The following is a 15,649-nucleotide window of genomic DNA, read 5'->3' as shown; positions in this document are numbered from 1 at the left end:
GTCCGCTCCGTACTCCATGACCATTGCAGCTAAAGGTGCGCACTGCGGTGCATAAGCCTATCACTGCTGATCCTTCGCAACGGGGATTTGCATGATAAGCCATTGAAATAACAAAGCCCCGGCTTTTAACGGCCGGGACTTTATCAGCAGTACGGTTCTGGCGGCGACAGCTAGAAGTCGAATTTAACCCCTACCGTCAAATTTCGACCCGGCAACAGCACTTCATCCTTAATAAAGGACGAATGCTGGCGGGCTTTCTCGTTCAGCAGGTTATTCGCCCGGGCATAGAGCAGATAGCCGAGATCCTCATTCGCCTGACCGCGATAACTCAAACCCGCGCCCAGCATGGTGTAGCCCGAGGTAGAGGTTTCATCGTCAGCCACGCGGCTCTGGCCCTTCACGCGGTAAGCTTCAACTTGCCCGGCGAGACCTGCACTGATGCGTTGATCAAAGCGCACGCCAAGACGGCTCGCGGGGATGCGTGGCAGATTGCCGTCACCTTTGAGCTTGCCGCGCACCATATCGCCAAACAGGCTAACTTTCAGGCCCTCAGTAGCCTGCAGCCCGATAACGCCTTCCACCCCATGCAGCACAGCATCGCGCTGACGGTACTCGAACTCGCGTACACCGTCGCCGGGATCGGTTCCGGCATCGGCCATATAGATGAAGTCGGAAATTTGATTGCGATACACACTCAGGTCGTACGTCATCAGACCCGTCAGCTTGCTCAGGCCGAACTCGATGTTGTAGCCAGTCTCTTTCTTCAGGTCAGGATCGCCCACTTCGATCACTCCGGTCGCCGCGTGCGGGCCGAAGGCGTACAGCTCCTCCGCGCTGGGCAAACGCTGCGAGCGCGAGAGGCTGCCACGCAGTGCGTAGTCCGGAGCAAAGCGCCAGGTGGCGCCAGCCGAGACCGAGGTACCGCTGTGCGACCGGTCTGGTGCAGTGACACCGGCGCGAATGCCGTCAGCATCGATATCCTGCCAGTCATGCCGCAGGCCCAGCTCATAACGCCAGTCCCCCATCCTGAGCTCTTCCAGCAGAAAAACGGCATGGCTACGGGTTAGCGTGGGTATCAGGTAATCCTCTTCGCCTTCGGCGGAGAAATCACGCCGGGAGGTCTGCCCACCGACCACACCTCGCCAGCCATGGAACGGCTGGTGGGTCAGCTCCAGCCGCGCTTCGGTACCCTGGTTCTCGAAACGGGTACCGACTACGCCCTCTTCGATCTCGTCGTGCTCATAATCGGTATGCGACACGCGCAGTTTGGCCAGTTCAAAGCCGGCAAAGGGATCAGCGTACTCGCCGCGCACATCCCAGCGGCGCTGAACCATGCTGATATAGGCATCGTGATCGCTCTCATGCTCGTGATCATGATCGTGGTCATCGTGATCGCCGTGACCACCGCAGTGCCACTCGGTCTGGTGGTGGGTGTGGCAGTCGATATGTTCATGCGCGAGCAGACCGTACTCTTTCTCCTGGCGACTGAATGCAGCACCCAGATAGCCGCGCTCGCCAACCCAGCTCAAGCCCAGCGAATAGGAGTCCGAGTCATTGAACGCGCCTTCCTGCCGTGAGGGATTACCGGGTATCCGATAGGGCTCCGCTTCCGATTTGCTCGCTTCGATATGCCCGGCTACCTGGCCCGCCCCCAGGGTCACGCCCACAGCGCCGGCTCTTTCGTCAGCAACTGAGTTGCCGCGCAGGTGCACATTCCCTTCGATGCCTTTCTCGGGGACGTAAGTCGGCACCTTGCGGTCGATCAGGTTGACCACGCCGCCTATGGCGCCGCCGCCGTAAAGCAGGGTCGCCGGGCCCTTCAGTACCTCTATCTGTTCAACCAGCAGCGTATCTGTGGTGATGGCGTGGTCCGGGCTAATGGTCGAGGCATCCATTACGTCGACGCCATCGCTCAGCACTCGGACCCGCGCACCTTCAAGACCGCGTATCACTGGCCGGCCAACACCGGGGCCAAATCCTGAGGCATGCACACCTGGCAAACCATTAAGCATATCGCCCAGCGTGGCCTCAATGCGCTTCGTCAACTCATCGCCACGCAGCACTTCCACCGGGGTGGTCATTTCCGTAGGGCGGGTATTCAGGGCCGAAGCGGTAACGGTTACCTCATCGAGTGTTAGCGCCTCATCAGCTGCAGCAAAAGTCTGCACATGAAAGGCAAATGTGGCCATAGCAACCGACCAGGCCAATGGATGGCGTGACTGTTTCATAGAACTCCCCTCGTAGTTTTTCATTCATGCGCTCTGCGTCGGCAGGTGCGAACGGGGGAAGAATATAAACGTTATGTTATAACAATTAAATAAAAATATTGACCAGCCTGGTGTGTCGATGGAGGTCCGGATGCTCTGCGGCTGGTCCTGAGCGGAGGGAGTGATATGATCGAAGCAGGTTCAAACCCCTATCCTCACCCTGACCAAGGTGGCCACATTGATCCTACGCAACGCAGTCCAGCTCATCTGCTATCCCAATCGCATTGGTAACAACCTCAAAGACCTGCACGCGGCAATCAATCGCCACCTGTCCGGCGCCATTGGCGGTATTCATATCCTGCCGTTCTTCCCATCCAATGCCGACGGCGGTTTTTCGCCGCTGACGCATAAGGAAGTGGATCCGGCCTTTGGCACCTGGGACGATATCGAGCGGCTGGCAGCCGAATATGACATCTGTTCGGACCTGACAGTGAATCACATCTCCGATGAGTCCGAGCAGTTCAAGGATTTCGTCCAGAATGGATTTGATTCGCCCCATGCCGAGCTGTTTGTGCATGTCAGCCGGTTTGGCCAGATAACCCCGGACGACCTGGCCAAGATTCATATTCGCAAGGAGAAGGAGCCCTTTCGTGAGGTGACCTTCGCTGATGGCAGCACGGAGCGCGTCTGGTGCACTTTTACCGAGCGGCAGATCGACCTCAACTACGAGGCAGAGATCACTTATCGCTTGATGGAAGAGTACATTCAGTTTCTCACCAGCAAAGGCATCAAGCTGCTGCGCCTGGACGCCTTCGGCTATACCACCAAACGCATTGGTACCAGTTGCTTCCTGGTCGAGCCGGATGTATACCGCATCCTTGAATGGGTCAACGAGACCGCCGCCCGCTATGGCGCCGAGTGCCTGCCAGAGGTACACGACCACACCAGCTTTCAGTACGCCATCAGCCGCCGCAACATGCATCCTTATGCGTTCGCCCTGCCACCGCTGCTGCTCTATTCGCTGCTCGACAATAACAGCGTCTACCTGAAAAACTGGCTGCGCATGTGCCCGCGAAACAGCATTACGGTGCTGGATACCCACGACGGTATTTGCATTCCTGATGTGGAGGGCGTGTTGCCAGATGACAAGATTCGCGCGCTGATCGACAATATCAACGCGCGCAGCGCTGATCCGATTCTGCGCCGCTCCGCCGCCCGGGTGAACAGCGTCGGCGCCATCTACCAGCTCACCTGCACCTTCTACGACGCATTGATGAACAACGATGACAGCTACATTGCCGCCCGCGCGATTCAATTCTTCACCCCCGGCATCCCCCAGGTCTACTACGTCGGGCTGCTGGCCGGCTGCAACGATGAAGAACTGATGAACACGACTGGCGAGCTGCGCGATATCAATCGACATTTCTACAGTCTGGAAGAGATGGACGAGGCCATCGAGCAACCGGTGGTGCAGCGGCTGCTGAAGCTGATGCGCTTTCGCTCCAACTATCCGGCTTTCGACGGCCGCTTCGAGCTCAACTATTCAAACGACTCCAGCGTGTCGATGGCCTGGCGGCATGGCGAGCACTATTGCCATTTATTGGTCGACCTCAACTTCAAGACCGCCAGAATCACCTATCTGGACGAGCAGGATTTCAGCGAACAACGCTTCACTTGCTAGGTCAATAAGCCTTATGCCATTGAGCGGGCCAAGCACTGATTGATCAATGCTTTTCGCGGCGCTGGGCTCGTGCCAGACGATGCTCTTCCTCCCGACGTTCTGCCAGCACGTTTTGCACATAGCCGATATGCCGGCTTGCGCTGGCCCGTGCATCATCCGCACGGTGCTCAGTAATGGCTTCAAACAGCTCGCGGTGCTGGCTGATCAGCATCAAGCGAGTTTCAGGCCGCAGTTCATACATGCCGCCAATATTGGTGACCACGTTGCGCTTGAGCAGATCGAACAGCCCACGAATGGTGTGCAGCAGTATGGTGTTGTGGCTGGCTTCAGCAATGGCCAAGTGGAAGCGCGCATCGGCAGCCCCCTCCTCCGTGCGGCTGGTAGCGCTGAGCGGATCATAACAGGCTTGCAATGCGTCATAGGCGTTGCGCAGATGTTGCAGATCCAGGTCGGTGGCACGCATGGCGGCGTAGTAGGCGCAGTCGGCTTCCAACGTGTGCCGGAACTCAAGTAGATCGCGCTGAGCTTCCGGGTGGCTTTCCAGCAAGCTCAGTAGCGGATCACTGAAACTCGATCCCAGCGTGGCGGCAACATAATTGCCCCCTCCCTGGCGACTGACCAGCAGCCCCTTGGCCGCCAGTTTATGCATTGCTTCGCGCAGTGAAGGCCGTGAAACACCGAATTGCTCAGCCAGAGCACGCTCGGCTGGCAAGCGTTCACCGGGCTGCAGAGCGCCCTCTAGAATCATCGATTCCAATTGCTCGACGATGGTATCAGCCAACCGGCGCTGATGAATCTGACCTATTTTCATAACACTCCAAATTGGTATTACCAATAGGTTAAAAGTATGCATTCACTTCCAGTCGTGAGCAACCCTTTATCTTATTATTAGACAAAAGTCTTATTTATCTGGTTTGACACCGCTACAAAACCTGCCATACCCTGAACACCGCCACCAGAATATTGGTCTTACCAATTAACCATCTAAAAATAATCAGGAGCACTCATGTCATCCGGAGTCCTAGCCTCGCTGGCGCTTTTTCCCATACTGCTTGCTGGCATTCTACTCATCGGCCTACGCTGGCCGGCGCGTCGAGCCATGCCGCTGGTCTATCTGGTTACCGCCGCTATAGGCTTGCTGGCCTGGGACATGAGCCTCAACCGCATCCTCGCGTCTACTCTGCAAGGTCTGATTATTACTCTCGGCCTGCTGTGGATCATTTTTGGCGCGATTCTGCTGCTCAACACGCTTAAACATTCCGGCGGTATTACCGCGATTCGCGCCGGCTTTGCCACCATCAGTCCGGACCGGCGCATTCAGGCAATCATTATCGCCTGGTTGTTCGGTTGCTTTATCGAAGGCGCCTCCGGGTTCGGCACCCCAGCGGCGATTGCCGCGCCACTGCTGGTTGCCATCGGCTTCCCAGCCATGGCTGCCGTGCTGATGGGCATGCTGGTACAGAGTACGCCGGTATCCTTTGGCGCGGTCGGCACACCCATTCTGGTGGGTGTAACAACCGGCCTGGATAGCGTAGCCATCGGTGCCGATCTGGCCGCGCAGGGATCCAGCTGGGACGCCTACCTGATGCTCATCAGCGCCAAGGTAGCGATCATTCACGCCATTGTCGGCACCATTATGCCGCTGATAATGGCGCTAATGCTGACACGTTACTTCGGCAAGGAAAAAAGCTGGCGCGCAGGCTTCGAGGTACTCCCCTTCGCACTCTTTGCCGGCCTCGCTTTCACTATTCCCTATATGCTTACCGGGGTATTTCTCGGGCCCGAGTTTCCGTCGCTGCTGGGCGGACTAGTCGGTCTGGGCATCGTCACCACGGCTGCCCGCTTCGGCTTTCTGGTGCCCAAAACCACCTGGGACTTTGCTGACCGCAAGGACTGGCCAAGCGAGTGGCTGGGCAGCATCGAGATGAAACTCGATGAGCTGACGGCCAAACCCATGGGCAGCTTCCGCGCCTGGTTGCCCTACATGCTGGTGGGCGTCATTCTGGTCATCAGCCGCGTATTCCCCGAGGCCACCGCACTCTTTCGCGCGGTCTCCTTCAGCGCCAGCAACCTGCTCGGTGAAGCTGGCATCAGCGCCGGTATTGAGCCCTTCTATCTGCCGGGCGGCATTCTGGTGCTGGTGGTGCTGGCAACATTTTTCCTCCATCGCATGCAGGTCAAGGAGCTCGCCTCTGCGGTCAAGGAGTCCAGCAATGTGCTGCTCAGCGCCGGGTTCGTCCTGCTATTCACCGTGCCCATGGTGCGCATCCTGATCAACTCAGGCGTGAATGCAGGCGACCTGCCAAGCATGCCGATCGCCATGGCCAGCTTCGCAGCTGACAGCGTCGGCGGCGTATACCCACTCGTCGCCCCCATGATCGGTGCGCTCGGCGCCTTCCTGGCTGGCTCCAACACCGTATCGAACATGATGTTCAGCCAGTTCCAGTTCGGCGTTGCCAGCAATCTGGGGCTGTCCACCGCATTGATTGTGGCGGTGCAGGCCATTGGCGCAGCGGCCGGCAACATGGTGGCTATCCACAACGTAGTGGCGGCCTCGGCCACCGTCGGCCTGCTTGGACGTGAAGGCGCCACGCTGCGCAAGACCATCTGGCCTACGCTCTACTATGTATTGATGACTGGCCTGATCGCGTTGATCGCCGTCTATGTGCTGGGCGTCACCGACCCATTACAAACGCCTTGATATTTGCCCTGAAAGCGCTCCAGCCATACTGGGGCGCCGTTCGTTTAAAGACATTCAGAGACCTATGCCATGATCATTTCTGCTGCCACTGATTACCGTGCTGCCGCCAAGCGCCGTTTACCTCCGTTCCTGTTCGACTATATCGACGGGGGCGCCTATGCCGAGCACACGCTCAAGCGCAACGTCTCTGACCTGGCCGATATCGCCCTGCGTCAGCGGGTACTGAAGAACATGGCTGAGCTAAATCTGGAGACGCGCCTGTTCGACGAAACCCTGTCGATGCCGGTCGCACTGGCTCCCGTGGGTTTGACCGGCATGTACGCCCGCCGTGGCGAAGTGCAGGCTGCTAAAGCGGCTGCCGACAGGGGCATCCCCTTTACCCTGTCCACCGTATCTGTCTGCCCGATCGAAGAAGTTGCGCCAGCCATCAGCCGGCCTATGTGGTTCCAGCTCTATGTACTCAAAGATCGCGGCTTTATGAAGAACGCGCTGGAACGCGCCAAGGCTGCCGGCGTCAACACCCTGGTGTTTACCGTAGACATGCCAACACCCGGCGCACGCTACCGTGATGCACACTCCGGCATGAGCGGACCCAATGCGCCACTGCGGCGCATGCTGCAGGCCGTCACCCACCCACGCTGGGCGCTGGATGTTGGCTTGCTCGGCAGGCCACATGATCTGGGTAACATCTCGGCCTACCGCGGCAACCCGACCGGCCTGGCCGACTATATCGGCTGGCTGGGCGCCAATTTTGATCAGTCGATTGCCTGGAAAGACCTGGAATGGATTCGCGAGTTCTGGGAAGGCCCGATGATCATCAAGGGCATTCTGGACCCGGATGATGCGCGTGATGCCGTGCGCTTCGGCGCTGATGGCATTGTTGTCTCCAACCATGGCGGACGCCAACTCGATGGCGTGCTGTCCAGCGCTCGGGCACTGCCGGCCATCGCCGATGCGGTCAAGGGAGACCTGAAGATCCTGGCTGACTCCGGCATACGCTCCGGGCTGGATGTCCTGCGCATGCTGGCGCTGGGCGCTGACTGTGCAATGCTCGGGCGGGCCTACATCTACGCCCTGGCCGCCGCCGGTGGCGCGGGCGTCAGCCACCTGCTGGAGCTGATCGAGAAGGAAATGCGCGTCGCCATGGTGTTGACGGGTACCAGATCGGTCAATGAGATCAGCGCTGATCTACTGGTGCGTGAATTCGGACACTAACGGGGAAAGATCATGAGCCTGCCTGCCGATTTTCTCACCGCCGTACGGCAATTGATGCCAGCCGAGCGCCTGTTCGACGACCCACTGTCCACCTTGGCGTTCGGTACCGACGCCAGCTTCTACCGGCTTATTCCCAAGCTGGTAGCCCGGGTTGAGTCCGAAACGGAAGTCATCGCTCTGCTGCGCCTCGCGTCTCGCCATCAGGTTCCGGTGACCTTCCGCGCGGCGGGCACCAGTTTGTCCGGTCAGGCCATCAGTGATTCGGTACTGATTGTCTTGGGCGATCACTGGAATGCCCGGGAAGTGCTCGACGGCGGCCAGCGTATTCGCTTGCAACCGGGCGTCATTGGCGCAGCCGCCAACGCCCTACTGGCCCCGCTGCAACGCAAGATCGGCCCGGATCCGGCGTCGATCAACGCGGCCAAGATCGGCGGTATCGTCGCCAACAACTCCAGCGGCATGTGCTGTGGCACCGCGCAAAACAGCTATCACACGCTCTCGGGCATGCGCATGCTATTGGCTGATGGCACGCTGCTGGATACCGAACAGCCAGCAACGGTGTCCACCTTCCGCCAGAGCCATGCCGCGCTGCTGGAGCAATTGGCGCAACTAGGACAACAGACCCGCGCCAACACGGAGCTGGCGGAGCGAATTCGGCATAAATACCGGCTGAAGAACACCACCGGATTGTCGCTGAACGCGTTGGTGGACTTCGATGATCCGCTGGATATTCTCACCCACCTGATGGTCGGTTCCGAAGGCACGCTAGGCTTTATCAGCTCGGTGACCTACCACACCGTAGCTGAGCACCCACATAAGGCCAGTGCGCTGTTGGTATTTAGTGACGTGGAAACCTGCTGCCGCGCCGTACCGATACTCAAGCAACAGCCGGTCGCCGCCGTCGAACTGCTCGATCGCCGCAGCCTGCGTTCGGTGGAAAACATGCCTGGCATGCCCGGCTGGGTGCGCGAGTTGTCCGCGGGCGCCTGTGCCCTACTGATCGAATCGCGGGCACCCAGCGCCGCATTGCTGACCGAGCAGATTGCCCAGACCATGGCGGCAGTCGCGCACTTCGAGCGGGAAAAGCAGGTCGACTTCAGCACCGACCCAGTCGTCTACAACCAGCTGTGGAAGATCCGCAAGGAGACCTTTCCGGCAGTCGGTGCGGTACGGGCCACCGGCACCACGGTGATTATTGAAGACGTGACCTTTCCGGTCGAGAAACTGGCCGAGGGCGTCAACCGCCTGATTCAGCTGTTCGACAAACACGGCTACGCCGAAGCCATCATCTTTGGCCATGCGCTGGAAGGCAACCTGCACTTCGTCTTCACCCAGGGCTTTGACAGCGAGACGGAAAAGGCCCGCTATGAAGCCTTCATGCAGGACGTGGCGCAACTGGTTGCGGCTGAGTTCGGTGGCGCCCTCAAGGGTGAACACGGTACGGGGCGCAACATGGCGCCGTTCGTTGAACTGGAATGGGGTAGCGACGCCTATCAACTGATGTGGGCGATCAAGCGCCTGCTCGACCCGCAAGGCATCCTCAACCCAAATGTGGTGTTGTCAGAGGATCCGCAGATTCACCTGAAACACTTCAAGCCCCTGCCCGCCGCCAACCCGATCATCGACAAATGCATCGAGTGTGGTTTCTGCGAGCCGGTCTGCCCCTCAAACGGCCTGACATTGACGCCGCGCCAGCGCATCGTCATCTGGCGTGATATTCAGGCCCGCAAGCGCGCCGGTGTCGATACCCGCGAGCTCGAAGCAAATTTCCAGTATCAGGGCATCGACAGCTGCGCCGCCACCGGATTGTGCTCCCAACGCTGCCCTGTGGGCATCAATACCGGCGATCTGGTGCGTGAACTGCGTGCCGAGCAGGCTCAGCATCAGGGCCGTGCCCGCTGGTTGGCCGAGCATTTTGCCAGCGTACTCAAGGGCACACGCCTGACCTTGGCGCTGGCCAACGGCGTGCAGCGGTTACTCGGTGCTCCGCGACTACAAACTGTCAGCAGCGGGTTGCGCAAACTTTCCGGGCAACGCTTGCCGCAGTGGACTCCGGCCATGCCGCAACCGGTCAAATGGGTCGAACCAACGCCGACTGCCACCACCAGCAAACCCAAGGTAGTCTATCTGCCTGCCTGTGTTTCCCGGACCATGGGGCCTGCGTTAACCAATGGCGAACAGGTATCACTGCTGGACAAGACTCGCGCCCTGCTGGAGAAGGCCGGCTTTGAAGTGGTCTTTCCGCTGGCTTTGGACAACCTCTGCTGTGGTCAGCCCTTCGCCTCCAAAGGCTATCCCGAACAGGCTGAAAGCAAGCGCGAAGAACTGCTTGGTGCCTTGCTGCAAGCCAGTGCTCAGGGCCGCTATCCGATCTACTGCGACACCAGCCCATGCACCCTGAAACTGCTGCAAAACCCAGCCGATAAACGGCTGGACATCTACGATCCCGTGCGTTTTATCCGTGAACATTTACTCGAGCGCCTGGATTTTCAGCCGGTCGACACCGCGGTAGCCGTGCATGTCACCTGCAGCACCCAGCACCTGGGCGAAGCCGATGCGCTAATCGCCATTGCTCGGCGCTGCAGTACTCAGGTGGTGATCCCCGAAGGGATTCACTGCTGCGGCTTTGCTGGTGACAAGGGCTTCACCTTGCCACAGCTCAACGCGCATTCGCTGCGTACGCTAAAGGATGCAGTGCAATTTTGCGAGGTCGGCATTTCCACCAGCCGCACCTGCGAAATTGGCCTGAGCAGCCATAGCGGTATCGACTACCAAGGGCTGGTGTATCTGGTAGACCAGGTAACCCGGCCCATGTCTATCGCTAAGATGTGATCATGGGCAAGGAGGTATTCGCGCCCTGAGATCACATCTGCGATTGCAGATAATTCTCCATTCCCACCAGTTTGATCAGGCGCAGTTGCTGCTCTAACCAATAGGCATGATCTTCCTCGGTATCCTTGAGTTGCACCTCAAGGATTTCCCGCGTCTGATAGTCACGATGCTGCTCACACAGGGTGATGGCCTTGACCAGATTCTCGCGCACCTCGTATTCGAGCTTGAGATCAGCCGCCAGCATGTCGGTCACGGTGTAGCCTGGATGGATCTCGGAGGGCCGCATGTCAGGCTTGCCTTCCAGAAACAGAATGCGCTTGAGGATCGCATCGGCGTGCTGGGTTTCCTCTTCCATCTCGTGGTTTATGCGCTCATACAGCTTGGCATAACCCATATCTTCGTACAGCCGCGAGTGCAGAAAATACTGATCGCGGGCACCGAGCTCGCCGCGCAGCAGCGCGATGAGACAGTGGATGACGTCCTGTTGGCCCTTCATGGTACGAATCTCCGACTACGGCAATGAATAACTGAATTGTGCCCAAGAGCGCCCTGAATTACTACCTTTTCACCCTACTAAAAATTCAATACGAACAAGGGCTTATATGCATTCTGATGGTAACCGCAAGAGTAACCATTGGCATTCTCATCTCCCGGCAGCAAGGTAGCATCGCAGAACAACAAGGAACTGGATTGTTACGATAACGGTGTTGACTAGTCAGGCATTTCACTCAAGTCTAGAGCGGTTACTCCCAACAACAAACAAAGGAAACACCATGTTCAGTCACGTCATGCTCGGTGCTAACGATATTCAGGCCTCCAAGGCCTTCTACGACGCCATCCTCGGCGTCGTCGGCTGCAAACCCGGCGTCATCGACGACAAAGGGCGTTGCTTCTATTTCACCAAGACCGGCACCTTCGCCCTTAGCAAGCCAATCGATAACCAGCCCGCCTCCCACGGCAACGGCAGCACCGTCGGTTTCGCCATGGACAGCGCCGAGCAGGCTGACGCCTGGCACGCGGCTGGTATCGCCAACGGCGGCGTGACCTGTGAAGATCCGCCGGGTGTGCGTGAAGGCGGTGGCATGAAAATGTATCTTGCCTACCTGCGTGACCCCTCCGGTAACAAGATCTGCGCTTTGCATCGCCTCGGTTAAAATCGCGCCCACTGCGCGGCAATCAGTCGCGCAGTTTTTCACAGCACACCTGGCTGCCAACGCTGCTAGAATGCTGCACATGAAACCCGTCCGTCATCAGCGCTTCTCGATAGCCATGTTGCTCTACGTGAGCACGCTGTTCAGTGCGCTCACGTTCGGCTTTCATCAGAGTCAGATGGTTGGGCAGCATATTGGCGCTATCGACGGGGTATTCTGCGGCTCTGGCAATGTCATCCCGAGACTCGGCCTGGGCAACATTCTACCAGCCACTGCGGCGGGCGATCTCGCATCCAGCTGCCCTCTATGCTCTTCACTGGGCCATGGCAGTGCGCTTACCTCGCTAAACTGGTCAGTTGATTATCCGCCAGCCAACCCGGCAGCGCCGCAGACCCGCCACAGCTGGATCAAACCTGCCCCCCGTTTTACCTGGCCTGCCCTGAATCCGCGTGCCTCTCCCGTTGCCTTCCGCGCAACGGGTCTGTTCAGCTAACTGACAACCAAGACCAACTACGGTTGGGCCGATTCGTTGCTTCCACACCGATAACCGAATTTCTTTATTCCCCGCCCGCGTGCCTGCGCGCACGGGCATTGATCGTGGATAACAACGATGCAAGCACCTTTTCTGCTGTCCTTAAACACCGCCGCCCTGCGCCGACAAATCGCCTTTGCGGTATTGATGAGTGGTGCCGCCAGCGGTTACGCCGCCGACGCCTCTACAGCCAACGACACGACAGAGCCCCTACAACTGGCCCCTCTAGTGGTCACCGCAGTACAGCAAAGCTCGCCGCTAATCATCATTGCCGACCCCAAGGATGCAAGGCAGCCGGTACCCGCCAGCGATGCCACCGACTACCTGAAGACCATCCCCGGGTTCTCAGCCATTCGCAGCGGTGGCAGCAATGGTGACCCGGTGCTGCGTGGCATGTTTGGCTCACGCCTGAATCTGCTCGCCAACGACGGTCAGATGCCGGGTGCCTGCCCCAATCGCATGGATGCACCCAGCTCATACATTTCCCCTGAAACCTTCGACAAACTGACCGTCATCAAGGGACCGCAAAGCGTTATCTGGGGTCCGGGCGCCTCAGCCGGCACAGTGCGCTTCGAGCGCGAAGCGGAACAGTTCGACGCGCCAGGCAGCCGCCTGCATGCCAGCCTGTTGACCGGTTCCCATGGGCGTTTCGACAAGCTGATCGATGGCGCCGTGGGCAATAGCGATGGCTACCTGCGGATCGTGGGCAACGATGCCCGCTCCGACGACTATGCCGACGGCAACGGCGATACCGTGCCTTCAAGGTGGCGCAAGTGGAACGGTGATGTCGCGCTGGGCCTAACGCCAGACAGCGATACCCTGCTTGAGCTCAGCGCGGGTAAGGGCGATGGCGAGGCGCGTTACGCCGGACGGGGTATGGACGGCAGCCAGTTTGCCCGGGAAAGCCTCGGCCTGCGCTTTGAGAAAGCCAACGTGGGCGCCATCGACAAGATCGAATCGCGGGTGTACTACAATTATGCCGATCACATCATGGACAACTTCAGCCTACGACGGCCTGACCCGACCAGTATGATGCCCATGCCGATGGCTTCGCAGGTCGATCGCCGGACACTCGGCGGGCGCTTCGCCGCCACCTTGTACTGGACGGATCTGGAGCTGGTTACCGGTATTGATGTGTTACGTAGCGAGCATCGTAAACGCGCGTCCAAGTACAACATGATGACTGGCGAGTTTAGCGACGCGGACCAATTCGCCTGGGACAAGGACGCAGTCATGCACAACTATGGCCTGTTCGGCGAACTGACCTGGCACCACAGTGAGTTTGCTCGCGTGGTCACTGGCGCACGCCTGGACCGTGCAACAACCAAGGACTTCCGCGACAGCATCACACGCATGGGTATGAGCACGCCCAACCCTACCGCCGGGCAAACACGCAGCGACACCCTGCCTAGCGGTTTCGCCCGTTACGAACAGGATATGACCGGCTCGCCAGTCACCGTCTACGCCGGCATCGGCCATGTGCAGCGCTTCCCCGACTACTGGGAGCTGTTCTCCGCAGGCAGCGGCCCGGCCGGCGCAGACAATGCCTTTGACGGCATCCGCCCGGAAAAAACCACTCAGTTGGACATTGGCGCTCAATACAAGGGCCCCAAACTCGAGGCCTGGGCCTCCGGCTATGTTGGGCAGGTGCGCGATTACATACTATTCAGCTATGCCACCAACATGATGGGCACGCGTACCAGCCAGGCAGACAATATCGACGCGCGTATCATGGGTGGCGAACTGGGGCTGGCCTATGAGTTGAACGCCCACTGGACCGGCGACGCGACCCTCGCCTATGCCTGGGGCAAGAACAGCAGCTCCGGGCAGGCACTGGCGCAGATGCCGCCGCTGGAAACCCGTCTGGGGCTCACCTATCAGCAGGCGGACTGGAGCGCCGGATTACTCTGGCGACTAGTGGCCGAGCAGAACCGTATTGATACGGGCAAAGGCAACGTGGTCGGCCAGGATGTGGGTGCCAGCGCTGGCTTTGGCGTGCTCTCGCTGAATGGCGCCTACCGCCTGGATGAGCATATGAAAGTCAGCATCGGCGTCGACAACCTGCTCGACAAAGCCTATGCAGAACATCTCAACCTGGCCGGCAACTCGGCATTCGGCTATCCCGCTGACCCGGTCGCGATCAACGAACCGGGTCGGACGCTGTGGGCGAAAATCCAGTTCGACTTCTAGAGCTGAAACCCAGGCAATAAAAAAGGACCCCGAGGGGTCCTTTTTCACTACCGCCGTCAACTTCAGGGTTGAGTGGCGATCACCGCATCCAGAGTCACCAACGTCTGGGCAAGTGCCCGGCCGTTAAAGGTAGAGCCTGTTTGCATCACTATCTGCGTCTTGCTTAGCAGAATACCGTTCAACGTGGCACCCGTGCGCAGCGTAGCCTGACCCGCTACCTGCCAGAAGATATTCTCTGCCTTGGCACCGCCGGACAATTGCACGGCCACGCCTGTCTCCAACAGCAGGTCCTGGTCAATCTGCAGAATCCATACATCGTTCGGGCCACCATCAAAGGTGAAATCCGATGACGCACTAACACCCGTGCCCCATTTGTACAGGCCAGGAGCCAGTGTTTCACCGCTGATGTCGCCAGCACCCAGCTCGGTGACTAAAGGATTGCTGCGACCGGCAGCATCGTTAAATGCCAGCTCCATGTCGCTGATTGCAGTAGTCAGGTAGATCGGCGTTGGCGATGCCATATCGGCTGCGTAGATCTTGCCGGTGACCAGGTCGGAAGTGGAAAAGGTATCAGTGGCATCCCGTGCCTGGCTAAAGCCAGTGATTGCCGCTTCGTTAATCGGGCTAACACCTATGTCACCCGTAATCTCTGTGACACCCGTGGTAGTAATACCGGTCTTGGACAGCATCACAAAATTGCCAGCGGTACCCAACAAAACCGGGTCCGGCCCAGCAGCAGGCAACATACTATTTTCAGTCGTGAAAGACACACTCTGATCGGCCGGCAAAGCATTGGCCGGGTTGGCCAGATCAGTAATCATCGTAGTCAAGGTCGCGGTGTACAGCGTCCCCGGCAGCAGATTATCAACCGGATTAAATACGGCCGTGCTACCGGTATAGCTCACAACCCCGTCAACAGAAACCCCAGCGGTTTCCAGCGTAAAGCTGTTAGCGGTAACCGTTGTAGGATCAATGCTCTCGGAGAAGGTCGCAGTGATGTTCCGGCTGATTGACACCTCTACCGCACCATCCAGCAAAGCGAACTTCGCCGCGGGCGCCACGGTATCCGTCGTGTTACCCGTAGTGAACTGCCAGCTCAAATCGTCTTCCAGCGCCGCGCCCGCCGCGTCTTCGACGCCA

General features: G+C 58.8%; 11 protein-coding genes. 7 read left to right on the top strand and 4 right to left on the bottom strand.

The window, feature by feature from the left end; translation table 11 throughout:
* Positions 1-170: 170 nt before the first annotated feature.
* Complete coding sequence (locus tag K787_RS0118900) at positions 171-2,228, bottom strand: TonB-dependent receptor (RefSeq protein ID WP_022964374.1); 2,058 nt, start codon at positions 2,226-2,228, stop codon at positions 171-173.
* A gap of 217 nt (positions 2,229-2,445) precedes the next feature.
* Here K787_RS0118900 and gtfA point away from each other — a divergent pair, with 217 nt between their 5' ends.
* A complete protein-coding gene (gene gtfA, locus K787_RS0118895) occupies positions 2,446-3,888 on the top strand; it encodes a sucrose phosphorylase (RefSeq protein ID WP_022964373.1) in 1,443 nt (480 codons plus the stop codon).
* 43 nt (positions 3,889-3,931) lie between these two features.
* Here gtfA and K787_RS0118890 read toward each other — a convergent pair whose 3' ends face one another.
* Positions 3,932-4,699: an FCD domain-containing protein gene (locus K787_RS0118890; RefSeq protein ID WP_022964372.1), complete on the bottom strand. Its 768-nt coding sequence runs from the start codon at positions 4,697-4,699 to the stop codon at positions 3,932-3,934.
* Positions 4,700-4,894: 195 nt separating this feature from the next.
* On the opposite strand from K787_RS0118890, the gene K787_RS0118885 reads away from it, so the two are divergent.
* The 3 genes from K787_RS0118885 to K787_RS0118875 all read left to right on the top strand — a co-directional run bounded on the left by K787_RS0118885 (position 4,895) and on the right by K787_RS0118875 (position 10,636).
* On the top strand, positions 4,895-6,589 hold the full coding sequence (locus K787_RS0118885) for an L-lactate permease (RefSeq protein ID WP_022964371.1): 1,695 nt from the start codon (positions 4,895-4,897) through the stop codon (positions 6,587-6,589).
* 69 nt (positions 6,590-6,658) lie between these two features.
* Entirely contained in the window at positions 6,659-7,804 is a 1,146-nt protein-coding gene (lldD, locus tag K787_RS0118880; protein ID WP_022964370.1) for an FMN-dependent L-lactate dehydrogenase LldD, read from the top strand.
* A gap of 12 nt (positions 7,805-7,816) precedes the next feature.
* A complete protein-coding gene (locus tag K787_RS0118875) occupies positions 7,817-10,636 on the top strand; it encodes an FAD-binding and (Fe-S)-binding domain-containing protein (RefSeq protein ID WP_022964369.1) in 2,820 nt (939 codons plus the stop codon).
* A 31-nt stretch (positions 10,637-10,667) separates the two neighbouring features.
* On the opposite strand, the gene bfr is transcribed toward K787_RS0118875, so the two are convergent.
* Complete coding sequence (bfr, locus tag K787_RS0118870) at positions 10,668-11,132, bottom strand: bacterioferritin (RefSeq protein ID WP_022964368.1); 465 nt, start codon at positions 11,130-11,132, stop codon at positions 10,668-10,670.
* Between the two features lie 277 nt (positions 11,133-11,409).
* Between bfr and K787_RS0118865 the strand changes: the two genes are divergently transcribed.
* The 3 genes from K787_RS0118865 to K787_RS0118855 all read left to right on the top strand — a co-directional run bounded on the left by K787_RS0118865 (position 11,410) and on the right by K787_RS0118855 (position 14,509).
* Entirely contained in the window at positions 11,410-11,790 is a 381-nt protein-coding gene (locus K787_RS0118865; protein ID WP_022964367.1) for a VOC family protein, read from the top strand.
* 79 nt (positions 11,791-11,869) lie between these two features.
* Positions 11,870-12,280, top strand: a complete 411-nt coding sequence (locus tag K787_RS24415) for a DUF2946 family protein (protein WP_052185417.1) — start codon at positions 11,870-11,872, stop codon at positions 12,278-12,280.
* A gap of 117 nt (positions 12,281-12,397) precedes the next feature.
* Positions 12,398-14,509, top strand: a complete 2,112-nt coding sequence (locus K787_RS0118855; protein WP_022964366.1) for a TonB-dependent copper receptor — start codon at positions 12,398-12,400, stop codon at positions 14,507-14,509.
* A 62-nt stretch (positions 14,510-14,571) separates the two neighbouring features.
* Here the strand turns inward: K787_RS0118855 and K787_RS0118850 are convergent.
* A partial coding sequence (locus K787_RS0118850) for an ice-binding family protein (RefSeq protein ID WP_022964365.1) occupies positions 14,572-15,649 on the bottom strand: 1,078 nt, incomplete at its 5' end.

The organism is Halopseudomonas pelagia CL-AP6, from assembly GCF_000410875.1.
GTDB lineage: Bacteria > Pseudomonadota > Gammaproteobacteria > Pseudomonadales > Pseudomonadaceae > Halopseudomonas > Halopseudomonas pelagia.
Note: the sequence above shows the minus strand (reverse complement) of the source record. Positions and strands in the feature narration are given on the sequence as shown.